The organism is Bacillus cereus group sp. MYBK227-1, from assembly GCF_051916325.1.
Taxonomy (GTDB): Bacteria; Bacillota; Bacilli; order Bacillales; family Bacillaceae_G; genus Bacillus_A; species Bacillus_A cereus.
Window position 1 is genome coordinate 13188 of record NZ_JBQAGK010000005.1, and the last position, 16904, is coordinate 30091.

Below are 16904 nucleotides of genomic sequence, written 5' to 3' on the forward strand. Positions count from 1 at the left end.
AATGGGATACAATGCCGGTTCATACGATGTCATAGTAATCGGTGCAGGTCATGCAGGATGTGAAGCTGGTCTTGCGGCAGCACGAATGGGCTCAAAAACATTAATGTTAACAATTAATTTGGATATGGTAGCATTCATGCCATGTAACCCTTCTGTTGGTGGACCAGCAAAAGGGATTGTTGTTCGTGAAATTGATGCATTAGGCGGAGAAATGGGACGTAATATTGATAAAACTCATATTCAAATGCGTATGCTAAATACAGGTAAGGGACCAGCCGTACGTGCACTTCGAGCGCAAGCTGATAAATTCGCTTACCAACATGAATTAAAGAAAACAATTGAAGAAACACCAAACTTAACGTTGTTCCAAGGAATGGTAGAGCGTTTAATCGTTGAAGAAGGTGTATGTAAAGGGGTAGTTACACAAGCTGGTGCAGAATATACAGCAAAAACTGTTGTAATTACAACTGGAACATTTTTACGCGGCGAGATTATCATGGGCGACTTAAAATATTCAAGCGGTCCAAATAATCAGCAACCGTCTATTACATTATCTGAGCATTTAGAGGAACTTGGATTTGATCTTGTTAGATTTAAAACAGGGACACCTCCGCGTGTAAACAGTAATACAATTGACTACAGTAAAACAGAAATTCAACCAGGTGATGATAAGCCACGTGCGTTCTCTTTTGAAACAACGAAATTTATTATGGATCAAATTCCATGTTGGTTGACATATACAAGTACAGAAACACACCGTTTAATAGATGAAAATTTACATCGTTCAGCTATGTATTCTGGTATGATTAAAGGAACAGGCCCTAGATACTGTCCTTCTATTGAAGACAAAGTAGTAAGATTTAATGATAAACCACGCCATCAAATTTTCTTAGAGCCAGAAGGGCGTAATACACAAGAAGTATATGTACAAGGTTTATCCACAAGCTTACCAGAAGATGTACAACGTGACATGCTTAGAACAATTCCAGGCCTAGAAAATGTTGAAATGATGCGTACAGGTTATGCAATTGAATATGATGCAATTGTGCCAACACAACTATGGCCAACACTTGAAACGAAAAAGATTAAAAATTTATATACAGCAGGACAAATTAATGGAACTTCTGGTTACGAAGAGGCGGCCGGACAAGGGCTTATGGCTGGAATTAATGCAGCATGCCGTTCTTTAGGTAAAAAAGAAGTTGTTTTAGGTCGGGAGGATGCTTATATTGGCGTCTTAATTGATGATCTTGTAACGAAAGGTACAAATGAACCATATCGTTTATTAACGTCTCGTGCAGAATACCGTCTATTATTACGCCACGATAATGCTGATCTTCGTTTAACTGAAGTTGGTCGTGAAATTGGATTAATTAAAGAAGAGCGCTATGAGCGATTTACAAATAAAAAATTACAAATTGAACAGGAAAAGGAACGTTTAAGCAGCATTATTATTAAACCACGTCCTGAAGTTCAAGAATTAATTCGCAATATTGGCGGAAGTGAATTGAAAGATGGAATACGTGCAAGTGACTTATTACGTCGTCCAGAGATGACATATGAGCATATTCATCTTTTAGTACCAAGTGAAGTAGAATTAAGTGATGAAGTTAAAGAACAAGTTGAAATTCAGATTAAGTATGAAGGGTATATTGAAAAATCTTTACAGCAAGTAGAGCGTATGAAGAAAATGGAGAGTAAAAAAATCCCTGTAGATATTGATTATGATGCGATTTCTAGCCTTGCTTCAGAAGCTAGACAGAAATTGAAAGATGTTCGTCCACTTTCAATGGGGCAGGCTTCACGTATTTCTGGCGTAAATCCAGCGGATATTTCCATTTTACTTGTGTATATAGAACAAGGAAAAATTGCACGCGTATCGAACCAATAAATAGTAAGGAGATATTGCTAGATGAACATAGAACAATTTCAATCTATGCTAGAAGAGAAGGGAATCACCCTCTCTTCTAGACAGTTAGAGCAGTTCAAAATCTACTTTGAAACATTAGTAGAGTGGAATGAAAAAATGAACTTAACGGCTATTACAGAAAAAGAAGAAGTATATTTAAAACACTTTTTTGATTCCATTACAGCTGCTTTTTATTATGATTTTTCAAAACCATTCTCAATTTGTGATGTTGGTGCAGGGGCTGGATTCCCAAGTATCCCTTTAAAAATCTGTTTCCCGCACTTAAAAGTAACAATTGTAGATTCATTGCAAAAACGTATTAATTTCTTAAATCACTTAGCCCAAAAGTTAGAATTAAGTGATGTTGCATTTTGTCACGATCGTGCTGAAACATTTGGGAAAAAAGAAGGTGTACGTGAATCATACGATATTGTAATGGCACGTGCAGTTGCGCGTCTTTCTGTATTAAGTGAGCTATGTTTACCACTTGTAAAAGTTGGAGGAACATTCATTGCAATGAAAGGTGCAGCAGCAAACGAAGAAATTGAAAATGGCAAGTATGCTTTAGAGGTGCTAGGCGGAGAGTTAAAAGAGATGTCTACGTTCCAATTGCCGTTTGAAGAGAGTGAACGTAATATTTTATTAATCGAGAAAAAGCGCAAGACACCAAAGAAATATCCACGCAAACCGGGAACACCCAATAAATTACCTATTGAAAAATAAATCTTATTAGACGTAAGATTAAATTATATAAATGAAAACGTAAATGTTTCATAGGAAACATTTTATGGAGAATAGTCAATAGGCCTAAAAGGTGGTGGAATATGTATGAAAAATACGTTTTCTCGTTTATTTGGCTTTGGGGATAAAGAGAGCGAATTCGAATTACAAGACGAAAGCCATGAAGAGATAGATAAAAAGGTATATGAAGAAATACAAGAAATTCCGATAGTAAATATTACCCCTAACCGTTATCAACCAAGAACAGTTTTTGATGATGCGCGTATTGATGAGCTAGCATTAACAATTCGTACACATGGACTTATTCAACCGATTGTTGTAAGGCAATATGAGGATGATAAGTACGAGATTATTGCTGGAGAAAGACGTTTTCGCGCGGCAACAAAGTTAGGTTGGGAAAAGGTTCCTGCAATTATAAAGAATTTAAATGATACAGAGACAGCTTCTGTAGCTTTAATTGAAAACTTGCAACGTGAGGAACTAACGGCAATCGAGGAAGCTGTGGCATATCAAAAGCTGATTGAGTTACATAATTTAACACAAGAAGCATTGGCACAACGACTTGGAAAAGGACAATCTACAATCGCAAATAAGTTGCGCTTGTTAAAGTTGCCTGAAGAAATAAAAAGTGCATTATTAGAAAAAAGCATTACAGAACGTCATGCCCGCGCTCTCATTCCTTTAAAAAATGAGGAATTACAACTGAAGGTTTTACAGGAAATTGTTGAGAAACAACTAAATGTAAAGCAAACAGAAGAACGAATTGCGAAGTTACTAGAGGAAGCGAAACCGAAGCGTAAGGCAAAGCAAAAAGCAGTAAGTCGAGATACGAGGATTGCTATGAATACAATTAGACAATCTTTACAAATGGTTACTGAAAGTGGTTTGAATGTTAATTCTGAGGAAGAAGAATTTGATGAGTACTATCAAATTACAATTAAAATTCCAAAGAAAAAATAATAATGACGTGCTAGAGACCTTATCCTATTGGAGAGGTCTCTTTTACTATATTTTCTTGTTAAATGAAGAAGGAGTTTAGAAATAAATTTTGAAGTTTAATAAAGGACGTAAAAGAAAAAGTTTTATTTCATGTTACAATAAACGTAATTGTTACTAGAATAAGATAGAAAGGTTGAAAGTAGGTGACATCATGGGAAAAATCATTGCTATTGCTAATCAAAAAGGCGGTGTTGGAAAAACAACAACATCTGTTAATTTAGGGGCTGGATTGGCGCAAGTAGGTAAAAAAGTCCTTCTTGTAGATATTGATGCTCAAGGAAATGCAACGACTGGTGTGGGAATTGAAAAATCTGAATTAGATCAATGTATTTACAACGTTCTTGTGGAAGATGCAGATGTTCAAGGGGTTATACAGAAAACCGCAACTGAAAACTTAGATGTTCTACCCGCTACAATTCAATTGGCTGGTGCTGAAATTGAATTGGTACCGACTATTTCCCGGGAAGTACGTTTGCAAAGAGCATTACAGCCAGTTCGTGATGAATATGACTATATTATTATCGACTGTCCCCCATCTTTAGGGTTATTAACGATTAATGCATTAACAGCAGCAGATTCTGTTATTATTCCTGTACAGTGTGAATATTACGCACTAGAAGGGTTAAGTCAGCTATTAAATACAGTTAGACTTGTACAAAAACATTTAAATAAAAATTTAGCAATTCAAGGTGTATTGTTAACAATGTTGGATGCCCGTACAAATTTAGGGATTCAAGTTATAGATGAAGTGAAAAAGTATTTTAGGGATAAAGTATATCGCTCGATTATTCCGCGTAATGTACGCTTGAGCGAGGCTCCAAGTCATGGGAAACCTATTATGCAGTATGACGCTAAATCAAGAGGAGCAGAAGTGTATATAGATTTAGCAGAGGAAGTGATTGCAGGTGGCTAAAGGATTAGGAAGAGGAATTAATGTGTTTTTTCCTGATTTAGATGTGAAAGAAGAGGAAACAATTCAGGAGATTCTTGTAACTGAATTAAGGCCGAATCCATATCAACCGCGTAAACACTTTAATAAAGAGGCGATTCAGGAATTAGCAATTTCGATTAAGGAACACGGTATTCTACAACCATTAATTGCTAGGAAGAGTATTAAAGGATATGAAATTGTTGCAGGTGAAAGACGATTTCGTGCTGCAAAAGAGGCTGGTTTAGAAAAAGTACCTGCGGTTGTAAGACAATTAACTGAACAGCAAATGATGGAATTTGCTTTGTTAGAAAACTTACAACGAGAAGATTTAAATCCTATGGAAGAGGCAATGGCATACCAGATGTTAATGAATGAGCTAAATGTAACGCAAGAACAATTAGCGAAGCGTCTTGGTAAAAGCAGACCTTACATTGCAAATTATACTCGGTTATTAAGCCTACCTTCTTTCGTACAAGATATGATTGCAAATGGTCAACTTTCAATGGCTCATGGGAGAACTTTACTTACGATAAAAGATGAAGAACAATTGAAGTCCTTATTGAAACGCATTGAAAAAGAAGGATTAAATGTTCGTCAATTAGAGAAAATCGTCCAAGAGATTAATCAACACGTTTCACGTGAAACAAAAAAAGTGAAAAAAGAGCGAAATATATTTTTCGTAGAACGTGAAACGTTCTTAAGAGAAAAGTTTGGCACAGATGTGAAAATTAAAGAGACGAAAAAAGAAAAAGGTAAAATCGAAATTGAATTTTTTAATAAAGAAGATTTAAATCGTATTTTAGAACTATTAGCACAGAAAAATTAAAAAGCAAACCATCTTATTATTTATAGATGGTTTGCTTTTTTTAATGCGGATAATTTTTGATCCGTCTCTTTTATACTTTTTGCGATTACATCAGCCATTTTCATGACTAAACTTAATCTTGTATTTTGAAGAACGAAAAACTCCATAAACCCATTTAGATTGACGATACCGTGTATGTGCAAATCACCAACTGCAGGTAATTTCTTATTCATAGCAGCTCCAGGTTTACTAGGTCCCTTTCCAGTAGTGATTGATCCGATATTTTGGGACTTTCCTAAACATGCATCAACAGCAATTATAAATGCAGTAGGATATTCTTTCTGTATATTCTGAATTTTCTCCTCTAAATTTAGCGCATGTACTGGCTCATCTAGTGTACCGAATACTTGGAGGTTTTGGATGTCTATTTGTTCAAGTTTTGTACCAACTAATGGGCCGAGTGCGTCACCTGTAGAGCGATCTGTGCCGATACAAACGAGAATGAGTGGTATATTAGTTTTAATAGGAATATGGGTAAGTAAGAAATTACTGATTATCTCAGAGGCTTCTAGATCTTGGTGCATAACGTTTTGAGTTTCTTTCTCAAAAAATGGTAAGCGAAAACTTCCAATATTCATGAAGCACCCATCCTTTTAATAAATTTTCAATATATGTTATATGGTGAGGAAAATGGAAAGTTATAAGTGCGTAATTTTTGCAAAATGTGAATGAAAACGGAAATAATAGTACTAGTATATATATATTCGTTCCATTTTATACCTGGATGTCGGGGATAAAATAGGATTAAAATCATAAAATTTTTTCAGCAATTAGGGGACTTCTGATACAATAATAAGGGTAACTAAAAAGAAATTTTAGCTAGAGAGGTAGAGGTACATGGATTTATTAGCGAAGTGGTTTAATTCTATGAAACAGTATTTATTAGATGCTGATCGTTGGGCTCATATTGGAGTTGCGACATTAAAAATATGTATTATTTTAACAATTGGTGCAGTTGTTGTGCGAATTGCAAGGGCGGTTGTACGAAATGCGTTTCGTATGGGGAGTCGTTCTCCAATTCAAATTTCAGAACGTCGTACAGTTACAGTAGCGAAATTACTTGAAAATATTGTAGCGTACGTTGTTATGTTCATTATGCTAATTGCGATTTTAGGTGTGTTTGATATTAATGCGTCAGGTTTATTAGCGGGTGCTGGGGTAATTGGTTTAGCAGTCGGATTTGGTGCTCAAAGTTTAGTGAAAGACGTTATTACAGGTTTATTTATTTTGTTAGAAGATCAGTTTTCAGTTGGCGATTATGTTAAAATCGGTCAATTTGAAGGAGTCGTTTTAGAAATTGGACTTCGTACAACGAAAGTAAAGAGTTGGACAGGTGAAATTCATACTTTACCAAATGGAAGTATTATTCAAGTTACTAACTACTCAGTTAGTAATAGTGTAGCGTTTGTTGATGTATCTATTTCATATGAGGCTGATATTGCGAAAGCAGAGCAAGTTATTGAAGATTTATTAGTAGAATTACCTTCAAAGTACGAAAAAATGGTAACAACGCCTCAATTATTAGGTGTGCAAACATTAGCAGCATCAGAAGTTATATTACGTGTTATTGCTGAAGTAGAACCGATGCAACATGCAGTTATTGCAAGGGCACTTCGTAAAGAGATTAAAAATCGTCTTGATTTACATGGAATTGAAATTCCATATCCACGTATGGTTTTATATAATCGTGAAGAATTAGTTAGTGGAAAAGCAATTTAGTATGGAGAGGAGTTTGGAGAATGGAGCAAAAGGAATATAACTTGTATGATGTTGTGGAAATGAAGAAAGCCCATCCATGTGGCGAGAATCGTTGGAAAATTATTCGTATGGGAATGGATATCCGCATTAAGTGCGAGGGGTGTGACCATTCAGTAATGATTCCTCGAAGAGAGTTTGATCGTAAGGTGAAAAAAATACTTGTGAAGCACGAAGAATAGAGGGAGAGTAACAGTTACAGTAGGTAACTGTTACTTTTTTTCGTTTGGCGGAAACTTGTCATTTTTTTCGTTACTATCTATAATGATGAAAGATTGAGACATAGGAGTGAAAAATATGGGATTAACGGCTGGGATTGTTGGATTACCTAACGTAGGGAAGTCCACTTTATTTAATGCAATTACACAAGCAGGAGCAGAATCTGCGAACTATCCATTCTGTACAATTGATCCAAACGTAGGGATTGTAGAAGTACCAGATGAGCGTTTAAATAAATTAACGGAATTAGTAGAACCGAAAAAGACTGTTCCGACTGTATTCGAGTTTACTGATATTGCAGGTATCGTAAAAGGTGCTAGTAAAGGTGAAGGTTTAGGAAATAAATTCTTATCTCACATTCGTCAAGTAGATGCAATTTGCCAAGTTGTTCGTTGTTTTGAAGACGAAAATATTACGCACGTTTCAGGGAAAGTAGATCCAATTGATGATATTGAAACAATCAATTTAGAGCTAATTTTAGCGGACTTAGAGTCTGTTGATAAGCGTATCGAGCGTGTTGCGAAATTAGCAAGACAAAAAGATAAAGAAGCGGTATATGAGCATGAAATTTTAGTTCGTTTAAAAGAAGCTTTTGAAGAGGGAAAACCAGCTCGTACTGTTGAATTTACAGAAGAGCAGATGAAGATTGTTAAAGGCCTTCATTTACTTACAACAAAAGAAATGTTATACGTAGCGAATGTAAGTGAAGACGATATTATCGATCCTTCGGAAAATAAATACGTACAAATGGTAAAAGAATTTGCAGCAAATGAAAATTCTCAAGTAATCGTTGTATGTGCAAAAATCGAATCAGAAATCGCTGAATTAGACGAAGAAGAGAAAAAAGTATTCCTTGAAGAATTAGGAATTGAAGAGTCTGGTTTAGATCAATTAATTCGTGCAGCATATGACCTATTAGGACTTGCTACTTACTTTACAGCTGGCGTTCAAGAAGTACGTGCTTGGACATTTAAACAAGGAATGAAGGCACCACAATGTGCTGGTGTTATTCATACAGACTTTGAGCGTGGATTTATTCGTGCAGAAACAGTTTCTTACGATGACTTAATAACAAACGGTTCTATGACAGCTGCAAAAGAAGCTGGAAAAGTACGTTTAGAAGGAAAAGAATATATCGTAAAAGACGGAGATGTTATGCACTTCCGTTTTAACGTTTAATTTAATATTTCCTAGGAAAAATAAAGATATGAGCTTGGCAAATATATTATATGTTTGCCAAGTTTTTTATGTATTGGTGAGTTGATTCATATAACTTACTATGATATAATCTAAACTCGTGAGTAATTACTATAAATTAATTGCTCCTTGCCCATTACGGGCCGTTTAGACCAAAAGGAGGTGAAAGTGTAATGAGAAAGTACGAAATTATGTACATCATTCGTCCTGGCGTTGAAGAAGAAGCTCAAAAGGCTTTAGTTGAACGTTTTGCAGGTGTTTTAACAAACAATGGTGCAGAAATCATTAACACGAAAGAGTGGGGTAAGCGTCGTTTAGCTTACGAAATCAACGACTTACGTGAAGGTTTCTACATGATCTTAAACGTGAAATCTAACGCAGAAGCGATTAACGAATTCGACCGTTTAGCTAAGATCAACGAAGACATCCTTCGTCATATCGTTGTTAAAGAAGAAGAAAAATAATTGATATATAAGGGAGAGTGGTTCGATTGATGAATCGTGTTATCCTCGTTGGTCGTTTAACTAAGGACCCTGACTTACGTTACACGCCCAATGGTGTCGCAGTAGCTACTTTTACGTTAGCTGTGAATCGCGCATTTGCCAATCAGCAAGGTGAGCGTGAAGCTGACTTTATTAATTGTGTAATATGGCGTAAACAAGCAGAAAACGTAGCAAATTATTTGAAAAAAGGTAGCTTAGCAGGCGTAGATGGACGTCTTCAAACTCGTAATTACGAGGGACAAGATGGTAAACGTGTATACGTAACAGAAGTTCTTGCGGAAAGCGTGCAATTTTTAGAGCCGCGTAATGGCGGTGGGGAGCAACGTGGTTCATTTAATCAGCAACCATCAGGAGCTGGTTTCGGTAACCAAGGCTCTAACCCATTTGGTCAATCTAGTAATTCAGGTAACCAAGGTAATTCTGGATTTACGAAGAATGACGATCCATTTTCAAATGTAGGTCAACCGATCGACATTTCCGACGACGATTTACCGTTCTAATACAGTAAATTTGTTAGTTTTAACAAAGAATGGAGGGAAATAGACATGGCAGGACGCAAAGGTGGACGTGCGAAACGTCGTAAGGTGTGTTTCTTCACAGCTAACGGCATCACTCGCATTGACTATAAAGATGTTGATTTATTAAAACGTTTCGTTTCTGAGCGTGGTAAAATTTTACCTCGTCGTGTAACAGGAACAAGCGCAAAATACCAACGCAAACTTACAGTTGCAATTAAACGTGCTCGTCAAATGGCACTTTTACCATATGTTGGTGAATAATAGCGTATGAAATGCACAGTAGAGTCGGACTCTACTGTGCATTTTGCTATGCTTTTCTTTTTGAAAGAGAGGTTAAAATGTGAAACAAACAAAGTTTATTACAGAAGGTGCAGCATTATTAGCTATATATGCAATTTTATTGCTTATATCTATGTATGTTCCGATTTTGGGTACAGTTGTAACTTTTGCGTTGCCGTTACCATTTATACTATTAATGATAAGACATAAACTATCTAATGTGCTCGTGATTTTTGTAGCGGCACTTTTTGTTACTATTATTGTGAGTCAACCGCTGAATTTAGTGAAGACAATTATGTTTGGATTGATAGGGATTGTTTTAGGATATATGTATAAAACAAGAAAGAAGCCAGTGGAAATCTTAATAGCGGGGACGCTTGCATACTTAATTGGTTTTGTACTTATTTATGTTGCGAGTATAAAGTTTTTCAACATAGATATAATGAAGCAAATGCAAAGTATGTTTAGTGAAAGTATGGCGAAAAGCGAAAAGATAGTAAGTGCTACAGGTATGCCGATTAGTAAGGAACAAAAAGAGTTACTTGCACAAATGAATGATATATTACAATCGTTACTTCCAAGTATACTTGTGCTAGTTTCAGTATGTTTTTCTTGGATTACAGTGATAATATCAGGTAGTGTTTTGAAAAAGTTAAAACATGAAGTTATATCTTGGCCTAAATTTAAAGATATACAATTACCAAAGAGTATCATTTGGTATTACGTTATATTTATTTTGTTAGCAACTTTTATAAAAGTAGAACCAACATCATATTTACATATGGTATTTTCTAACCTAAATGTCATATTTGCACTATTGCTTGTACTGCAAGGTCTGACATTTATCGCCTTTTTAGCGTATAGAAAAGGTTTTACTAAAGGGGTTCCTATTATTAGTTTTATTGCATGCATGTTTATTCCGATGCTGTTTCCTCTTGTGACAATCTTAGGTATAATTGACTTAGGGATTTCATTGCGTTCTAAAATAGGGGGATAAAATAATATTCCTTATACTATTTTAATCTGTTTAACTAACTGGAAGGTAAGTTAGTTTTACTTTATAGGAGTTGTATACATGCCTGAATTTGATAAGAAACAGTGGTTTTTATATCCTGTTTATGTATTGGCATTTTTTGTGTTTGTGCTCATTTTAATTCTCTGTTATTTTCATTTAATTATGGGTATAGCTGCTTTTGTCATTTTTTGTATCGTATTCTTTATCGTTATACGATTTGAACTTAATTTTCAAAGGAATTTCGAAAAGCATACGACAGATATGATTACAAGAGTAAAGAAAGTAAGTAATGAAGCATTTAACCAAATGCCGATTGGTATTTTGTTATACAATAAGGATTATGGGATTGATTGGGCAAATCCTTATTTATCTTCATGTCTGGGACAGCATGCATTAGCTGGATGGCACCTTTACGATGTATCAGAAACATTACTTCTTTTCATTAAAGGAGAAACTTCTGATGATATAGTCTCTTTAAATAATCGAAAGTTTCGCGTTTTTGTAAGGAAAGAAGAAAAGTTAATTTATTTCTTTGATGTAACGGAACAAACAGAAATCGAAAAGATGTACGAGGATCAAAGGACTGTTTTAGCTGTCATCTATTTGGATAATTATGATGAAGTTACACAAGGATTAGATGATCAATTACGTACGAATATAACAAGTCTTGTGACATCGCGACTAAATGAATGGGCACTTAAGTATGGTGCTTATTTAAAACGTGCATCTTCAGAAAGATTCTTCGTTGTGCTAAATGAAAGTATTTTGACGCAGATGGAGAAAGGGAAATTTAGCATTTTAGATCAGGTGCGTGAAGAAACATCTAAAAGGAATATACCACTTACATTAAGTGTGGGTGTCGGATCAGGTGATTTACCTTTATCAGAGCTTGGAGCAATGGCTCAATCTGGTTTAGATCTTGCGCTTGGGCGTGGGGGAGACCAAGTAGCTATTAAACAAGCGACAGGTAAAGTTAAGTTCTATGGAGGTAAGACAAATCCGGTTGAAAAACGTACCCGTGTACGCGCCAGGGTCATTTCGCATGCGTTAAAGGATTTAGTATTAGAAAGTAGTAATGTCATTATTATGGGGCATAGGGCTCCCGATATGGACGCAATTGGTGCTGCGATTGGTATTTTAAAAGTGGCTCAATTAAATGAGCGTAAAGGATATATTGTGTTAGATGAAAATGATTCCGATAAAGGAATTAAGCGTTTGATGGACAAAGTGAAACAAAATGAGGAGTTATGGTCTCATTTTATTACTCCAGAGCAAGCGATGGAATTTGCAAATGATGAGTCGTTACTTGTTGTTGTCGATACGCATAAACCTTCTATGGTGATGGAGCAAAAACTGTTACATAAAATTGAAAATGTAGTAGTTATTGATCATCATCGCCGCGGAGAAGATTTTATTGAAGACCCATTGCTAGTTTATATGGAACCATATGCTTCTTCAACGGCAGAATTGGTTACAGAATTACTTGAGTATCAACCTAAAAATTTAAAGATGACAATGTTAGAAGCGACGGCATTGTTAGCGGGTATTATTGTCGACACGAAAAGTTTCACATTCCGGACAGGGGCTCGTACATTTGATGCTGCTTCTTATTTACGCTCACATGGTGCAGATACTGTACTTGTACAAGAACTTTTAAAGGAAGATATGGATCAGTATTTACGGGTTGCAAAAGCTATAAAAAATGCGTACATTTATAAAAATGGAATTGCGATTGCTAAAGTTGATAGTGATGATTACTACGATCAAGTGCTTATTGCGCAATCGGCAGACACGTTATTAACGATGACAGGGATTATTGCATCATTTGTTGTTGCGAAACGTGGCGAGAATCTCATTGGAATTAGCAGCAGGTCTTTAGGTGAAGTGAATGTGCAGCTAATTATGGAAAACTTAGGCGGTGGCGGGCATTTGACGAATGCAGCCACACAGATGAAAAATGTTACAGTAGATGAAGCTGAGGAGAAGCTTCGATTTGTTATTGATGACTATTTACAGGGAGGCACACAATCATGAAAGTAATTTTTCTAAAAGACGTAAAAGGTAAAGGTAAAAAAGGAGAAGTGAAAAACGTACCAGATGGCTATGCAAATAACTTCTTACTAAAACAAGGATTAGCTGCTGAAGCAACAAATAGCAGTATGAAAACTTTAGAAGCTCAAAAGCGTAAAGAAGAAAAAGATGCAGCAGCAGAGCTTGAAAATGCAAAAGAGTTAAAAGAGACTTTAGAGAAATTAACTGTAGAATTAAAGGCGAAATCTGGAGAAGGTGGCCGTTTATTTGGTTCTATTACAAGCAAACAAATCGTAGATGCAATGCAAAAATCACACAAAATTAAACTTGATAAACGTAAATTTGAAATGGACGATGCAATCCGCGCGTTAGGTTATACAAACGTTACTGTGAAATTGCATCCACAAGTAACAGCAACAGTAAAAGTTCATGTTAGTGAACAATAAAAATAAATTAAGCAAGGAGGATTGCGTATGAGTGATGTACTTGCTGATCGTACCCCTCCGCATAATATAGAGGCTGAGCAGGCGGTTTTAGGGGCCATATTGATTGATCAAGATGCGTTAACTTCAGCATCAGAGTTATTGGTACCTGATTCGTTCTATCGAACGAAACATCAAAAGATTTTTGAAGTCATGCTTGGGCTATCTGATAAGGGAGAGCCGATTGACTTAGTAATGATGACATCAGCAATGGCTGATCAAGGATTACTAGAAGAGGTTGGTGGGGTTTCTTACTTAGCAGAGTTAGCAGAAGTTGTGCCAACTGCAGCTAACGTAGAATATTACGCACGCATCATCGCTGAAAAGGCGCTTTTACGTCGTTTAATTCGCACGGCGACTCATATTGTATCGGATGGATACGAGAGAGAAGATGATGTGGATGGTCTTTTAAACGAGGCTGAGAAAAAAATATTAGAAGTATCCCATCAAACGAATGCAAAAGCATTCCAAAACATTAAAGATGTTCTTGTAGATGCTTATGACAAAATTGAACTTTTGCATAATCAAAAGGGTGAAGTTACTGGGATACCAACTGGGTTTACTGAATTAGATAAGATGACAGCAGGTTTCCAACGAAATGATTTAATTATCGTGGCAGCACGTCCATCAGTAGGGAAAACGGCATTTTCATTAAATATTGCACAAAACGTAGCGACGAAAACGGATGAAAATGTAGCGATTTTTAGTTTGGAGATGGGTGCTGATCAGCTTGTTATGCGTATGCTTTGTGCAGAAGGGAATATTGATGCACAAAGACTTCGTACTGGTTCATTAACTTCCGATGATTGGGCAAAATTAACAATGGCAATGGGGAGTCTCTCAAATGCTGGGATATATATTGATGATACGCCAGGTATTAAAGTAAATGAGATTCGAGCAAAATGTCGTAGATTAAAGCAAGAACAAGGTCTTGGTATGATTTTGATTGACTATTTGCAGCTTATTCAAGGAAGTGGGAAATCAGGAGAAAACCGTCAGCAGGAAGTATCTGAGATTTCTCGTACCTTAAAAGGGATTGCACGTGAATTGCAAGTGCCTGTTATTGCTTTATCACAGTTATCTCGTGGTGTAGAATCTCGTCAAGATAAACGCCCGATGATGTCTGATATTCGTGAATCTGGAAGTATTGAGCAGGATGCTGATATTGTAGCTTTCCTCTATCGTGAAGACTACTATGATCGAGAAACGGAAAACAAAAATACAATTGAAATTATTATTGCAAAACAACGTAACGGTCCAGTAGGTTCAGTGGAACTTGCATTCGTCAAAGAGTTCAATAAGTTCGTTAACTTAGAACGTCGTTTTGAGGATGGACATGCTCCACCGGCATAAAGGCAGTATAAAAAAGAAACACATTTCTTATAATAAGATGTGTTTCTTTTTTTTTATAAGAAAGATAAGGCTTTCATAAGTTAAATATATAATTCTTACGAACGAAAATGTTTTTTTGTGAAAAAATGTTCGCTTTTCGGTTGACTTCTCTTTCGGTTTTGGTACAATTATATTGTTTGAATAGATCGTTTGAAAATTGCGGAGGTGCTTTAATAATGTCTTCAGTAGTAGTTGTAGGAACACAATGGGGCGACGAAGGAAAAGGTAAAATTACTGATTTTCTTTCTGAGCATGCGGAAGTAGTTGCAAGATATCAAGGTGGAAATAACGCGGGACATACAATTGTTTTCGGCGGAGTTAAATATAAATTACACTTAATTCCATCTGGTATTTTCTATAAAGAGAAAATTTGTGTAATCGGAAACGGATTAGTAGTAGATCCAAAAGCATTACTTGAAGAGTTAAAATACTTACACGATCGTGGTGTAAGTACTGATAATTTACGTGTAAGTAACCGTGCACATGTTATTTTACCTTACCACTTAAAACAAGATGAGTTAGAAGAAGCAAGTAAAGGTGATAACAAAATCGGTACAACGAAAAAAGGTATCGGTCCTGCATATATGGATAAAGCTGCTCGTATTGGTATTCGTATGGCTGATCTTTTAGACCGTGAAGCATTTAAAGAGAAGCTTGAGCGCAATTTAGTAGAAAAAAATCGTTTATTTGAAAAAATGTACGATACAGAAGGTTTCACTGTAGAAGAAATTTTTGAAGAGTACTTCGAGTACGGGCAACAAATCGCGCAATATGTATGTGATACGTCTGTTGTATTAAATGATGCATTAGATAATAATCACCGTGTATTATTTGAAGGTGCGCAAGGTGTTATGCTTGATATTGACCACGGTACGTACCCGTTCGTTACATCTTCTAACCCAATTGCTGGTGGTGTAACAGTTGGAACTGGAGTTGGTCCTGCGAAAGTTACTCGCGTTGTAGGTGTATGTAAAGCATATACAAGCCGCGTTGGTGATGGTCCATTCCCTACTGAGCTTCATGATGAAATTGGTCATCAAATTCGTGAAGTTGGTCGCGAGTATGGAACGACAACTGGTCGTCCACGCCGCGTAGGTTGGTTCGATAGCGTTGTTGTAAGACATGCACGTCGTGTTAGTGGTTTAACGGATCTATCATTAAATTCTATCGACGTTTTAACAGGTATTCCAACTCTTAAAATTTGTGTAGCTTACAAATACAATGGCGAAGTTATTGATGAAGTTCCAGCTAACTTAAACATTTTAGCGAAATGTGAGCCTGTATATGAAGAGCTTCCAGGTTGGGAAGAAGATATTACTGGTGTAAAATCATTAGATGAACTTCCTGAAAATGCACGAAAATACGTAGAACGTGTTTCTGAGTTAACAGGAATTCAAATATCTATGTTCTCAGTTGGACCAGATCGTAACCAAACAAATATTGTTCGTAACGTATACGAAGCTTAATTAACATTTTTTAGAAAAAACTCATGTCTGCATGAGTTTTTTCTTATTCTTTTATAAAAAAACAAAAAAAGTATTGCAATAAATACAGAATACATGTTATGATACATCTTGTCGTCACGAAAATATGACGTTGGTGAGTATGAGCCATTAGCTCAGTTGGTAGAGCATCTGACTTTTAATCAGAGGGTCGAAGGTTCGAGTCCTTCATGGCTCACCATTTTATTTTTCGTGGCCCGTTGGTCAAGTGGTTAAGACACCGCCCTTTCACGGCGGTAACACGGGTTCGAATCCCGTACGGGTCATGTTTTTTTTTTGCTTATTTTTGGTCCCGTGGTGTAGTGGTTAACATGCCTGCCTGTCACGCAGGAGATCGCCGGTTCGACCCCGGTCGGGACCGCCACTTTTGTTTATACCACCATTAGTGGTTTTATATATAGTTTTGGCTCGGTAGCTCAGTCGGTAGAGCAGAGGACTGAAAATCCTCGTGTCGGCGGTTCGATTCCGTCCCGAGCCACTCTCAGGATATTAAGTGGGCCCACTTAATATCCTTTTTATTTATGTAATTTTACAAAACTGAGTAGTTATTTTAAAATAGAACGAGG

Annotated in this window: 17 protein-coding genes and 4 tRNA genes; 20 read left to right on the forward strand and 1 reads right to left on the reverse strand. The window is 36.3% G+C overall.

The genetic code is table 11. The features are described from left to right. Window position 1: 1 nt before the first annotated feature. The 5 genes from mnmG to spo0J all read left to right on the forward strand — a co-directional run bounded on the left by mnmG (window position 2) and on the right by spo0J (window position 5406). Window positions 2–1891: a tRNA uridine-5-carboxymethylaminomethyl(34) synthesis enzyme MnmG gene (gene mnmG / locus ACTFRM_RS21450; RefSeq protein ID WP_000541031.1), complete on the forward strand. Its 1890-nt coding sequence runs from the start codon at window positions 2–4 to the stop codon at window positions 1889–1891. Window positions 1892–1912: 21 nt separating this feature from the next. After that, entirely contained in the window at window positions 1913–2632 is a 720-nt protein-coding gene (gene rsmG / locus ACTFRM_RS21455) for a 16S rRNA (guanine(527)-N(7))-methyltransferase RsmG (protein ID WP_001019628.1), read from the forward strand. A gap of 105 nt (window positions 2633–2737) precedes the next feature. Beyond that, a complete protein-coding gene (gene noc, locus ACTFRM_RS21460; protein WP_000799016.1) occupies window positions 2738–3610 on the forward strand; it encodes a nucleoid occlusion protein in 873 nt (290 codons plus the stop codon). A gap of 190 nt (window positions 3611–3800) precedes the next feature. Continuing rightward, complete coding sequence (soj, locus tag ACTFRM_RS21465) at window positions 3801–4562, forward strand: sporulation initiation inhibitor protein Soj (protein ID WP_000516114.1); 762 nt, start codon at window positions 3801–3803, stop codon at window positions 4560–4562. Further along, window positions 4555–5406 carry a stage 0 sporulation protein Spo0J gene (spo0J, locus tag ACTFRM_RS21470; protein ID WP_001051832.1) on the forward strand — a complete coding sequence of 284 codons (852 nt, stop codon included), beginning with the start codon at window positions 4555–4557 and terminating at the stop codon, window positions 5404–5406. The genes soj and spo0J overlap by 8 nt, the downstream gene beginning before the upstream one ends. Window positions 5407–5426: 20 nt before the next feature. Here the strand turns inward: spo0J and yyaC are convergent, their stop codons facing one another. Next, a complete protein-coding gene (gene yyaC, locus ACTFRM_RS21475; RefSeq protein ID WP_001020714.1) occupies window positions 5427–6023 on the reverse strand; it encodes a spore protease YyaC in 597 nt (198 codons plus the stop codon). Between the two features lie 259 nt (window positions 6024–6282). On the opposite strand from yyaC, the gene ACTFRM_RS21480 reads away from it, so the two are divergent. From ACTFRM_RS21480 to ACTFRM_RS21550, 15 genes are all read left to right on the forward strand, one after another. Beyond that, window positions 6283–7164 carry a mechanosensitive ion channel family protein gene (locus tag ACTFRM_RS21480; protein WP_000364814.1) on the forward strand — a complete coding sequence of 294 codons (882 nt, stop codon included), beginning with the start codon at window positions 6283–6285 and terminating at the stop codon, window positions 7162–7164. 20 nt (window positions 7165–7184) lie between these two features. Then, a complete protein-coding gene (locus ACTFRM_RS21485) occupies window positions 7185–7382 on the forward strand; it encodes a DUF951 domain-containing protein (RefSeq protein WP_000435485.1) in 198 nt (65 codons plus the stop codon). Between the two features lie 115 nt (window positions 7383–7497). Further along, the gene (gene ychF / locus ACTFRM_RS21490; protein ID WP_173600729.1) at window positions 7498–8598 is read left to right on the forward strand and encodes a redox-regulated ATPase YchF; all 1101 of its coding nucleotides are present in this window, start codon (window positions 7498–7500) and stop codon (window positions 8596–8598) included. A 191-nt stretch (window positions 8599–8789) separates the two neighbouring features. Further along, window positions 8790–9080 (forward strand): 30S ribosomal protein S6, encoded by a 291-nt coding sequence (rpsF, locus tag ACTFRM_RS21495; RefSeq protein ID WP_001233778.1) that lies wholly within the window; start codon window positions 8790–8792, stop codon window positions 9078–9080. Between the two features lie 26 nt (window positions 9081–9106). Further along, on the forward strand, window positions 9107–9619 hold the full coding sequence (ssb, locus tag ACTFRM_RS21500; protein ID WP_000981966.1) for a single-stranded DNA-binding protein: 513 nt from the start codon (window positions 9107–9109) through the stop codon (window positions 9617–9619). Between the two features lie 45 nt (window positions 9620–9664). Next, window positions 9665–9898, forward strand: coding sequence for a 30S ribosomal protein S18 (gene rpsR / locus ACTFRM_RS21505; RefSeq protein ID WP_000918873.1), 234 nt, complete (start codon window positions 9665–9667; stop codon window positions 9896–9898). Window positions 9899–9977: 79 nt separating this feature from the next. Then, complete coding sequence (locus ACTFRM_RS21510) at window positions 9978–10913, forward strand: YybS family protein (protein WP_000814837.1); 936 nt, start codon at window positions 9978–9980, stop codon at window positions 10911–10913. Between the two features lie 78 nt (window positions 10914–10991). Next, on the forward strand, window positions 10992–12965 hold the full coding sequence (locus ACTFRM_RS21515; RefSeq protein WP_001113778.1) for a DHH family phosphoesterase: 1974 nt from the start codon (window positions 10992–10994) through the stop codon (window positions 12963–12965). Continuing rightward, on the forward strand, window positions 12962–13408 hold the full coding sequence (gene rplI / locus ACTFRM_RS21520; protein ID WP_000864228.1) for a 50S ribosomal protein L9: 447 nt from the start codon (window positions 12962–12964) through the stop codon (window positions 13406–13408). Before ACTFRM_RS21515 ends, rplI begins: the two co-directional genes overlap by 4 nt. Before the next feature lie 27 nt (window positions 13409–13435). Further along, window positions 13436–14797: a replicative DNA helicase gene (gene dnaB / locus ACTFRM_RS21525; protein ID WP_001286148.1), complete on the forward strand. Its 1362-nt coding sequence runs from the start codon at window positions 13436–13438 to the stop codon at window positions 14795–14797. A gap of 215 nt (window positions 14798–15012) precedes the next feature. Then, complete coding sequence (locus ACTFRM_RS21530) at window positions 15013–16302, forward strand: adenylosuccinate synthase (RefSeq protein WP_000100238.1); 1290 nt, start codon at window positions 15013–15015, stop codon at window positions 16300–16302. Between the two features lie 141 nt (window positions 16303–16443). Further along, a tRNA-Lys gene (locus tag ACTFRM_RS21535) sits at window positions 16444–16519 on the forward strand. A 13-nt stretch (window positions 16520–16532) separates the two neighbouring features. Further along, window positions 16533–16604, forward strand: a tRNA-Glu gene (locus ACTFRM_RS21540). A 22-nt stretch (window positions 16605–16626) separates the two neighbouring features. Continuing rightward, window positions 16627–16702, forward strand: a tRNA-Asp gene (locus tag ACTFRM_RS21545). Window positions 16703–16743: 41 nt separating this feature from the next. Next, window positions 16744–16816, forward strand: a tRNA-Phe gene (locus ACTFRM_RS21550). Window positions 16817–16904 lie beyond the last annotated feature (88 nt).

What these genes read in the sequence shown, in the direction of transcription:
- ACTFRM_RS21530 (WP_000100238.1), top strand. Translation starts at nt 15,013, where the DNA reads ATGTCTTCAGTAGTAGTTGTAGGAACACAATGGGGCGACGAAGGAAAA.
- ACTFRM_RS21515 (WP_001113778.1), top strand. Translation starts at nt 10,992, where the DNA reads ATGCCTGAATTTGATAAGAAACAGTGGTTTTTATATCCTGTTTATGTA.
- rpsR (WP_000918873.1), top strand. Translation starts at nt 9,665, where the DNA reads ATGGCAGGACGCAAAGGTGGACGTGCGAAACGTCGTAAGGTGTGTTTC.
- ACTFRM_RS21480 (WP_000364814.1), top strand. Translation starts at nt 6,283, where the DNA reads ATGGATTTATTAGCGAAGTGGTTTAATTCTATGAAACAGTATTTATTA.
- dnaB (WP_001286148.1), top strand. Translation starts at nt 13,436, where the DNA reads ATGAGTGATGTACTTGCTGATCGTACCCCTCCGCATAATATAGAGGCT.
- rpsF (WP_001233778.1), top strand. Translation starts at nt 8,790, where the DNA reads ATGAGAAAGTACGAAATTATGTACATCATTCGTCCTGGCGTTGAAGAA.
- noc (WP_000799016.1), top strand. Translation starts at nt 2,738, where the DNA reads ATGAAAAATACGTTTTCTCGTTTATTTGGCTTTGGGGATAAAGAGAGC.
- ychF (WP_173600729.1), top strand. Translation starts at nt 7,498, where the DNA reads ATGGGATTAACGGCTGGGATTGTTGGATTACCTAACGTAGGGAAGTCC.
- rsmG (WP_001019628.1), top strand. Translation starts at nt 1,913, where the DNA reads ATGAACATAGAACAATTTCAATCTATGCTAGAAGAGAAGGGAATCACC.
- soj (WP_000516114.1), top strand. Translation starts at nt 3,801, where the DNA reads ATGGGAAAAATCATTGCTATTGCTAATCAAAAAGGCGGTGTTGGAAAA.
- ACTFRM_RS21485 (WP_000435485.1), top strand. Translation starts at nt 7,185, where the DNA reads ATGGAGCAAAAGGAATATAACTTGTATGATGTTGTGGAAATGAAGAAA.
- mnmG (WP_000541031.1), top strand. Translation starts at nt 2, where the DNA reads ATGGGATACAATGCCGGTTCATACGATGTCATAGTAATCGGTGCAGGT.
- yyaC (WP_001020714.1), bottom strand. Translation starts at nt 6,023, where the DNA reads ATGAATATTGGAAGTTTTCGCTTACCATTTTTTGAGAAAGAAACTCAA.
- rplI (WP_000864228.1), top strand. Translation starts at nt 12,962, where the DNA reads ATGAAAGTAATTTTTCTAAAAGACGTAAAAGGTAAAGGTAAAAAAGGA.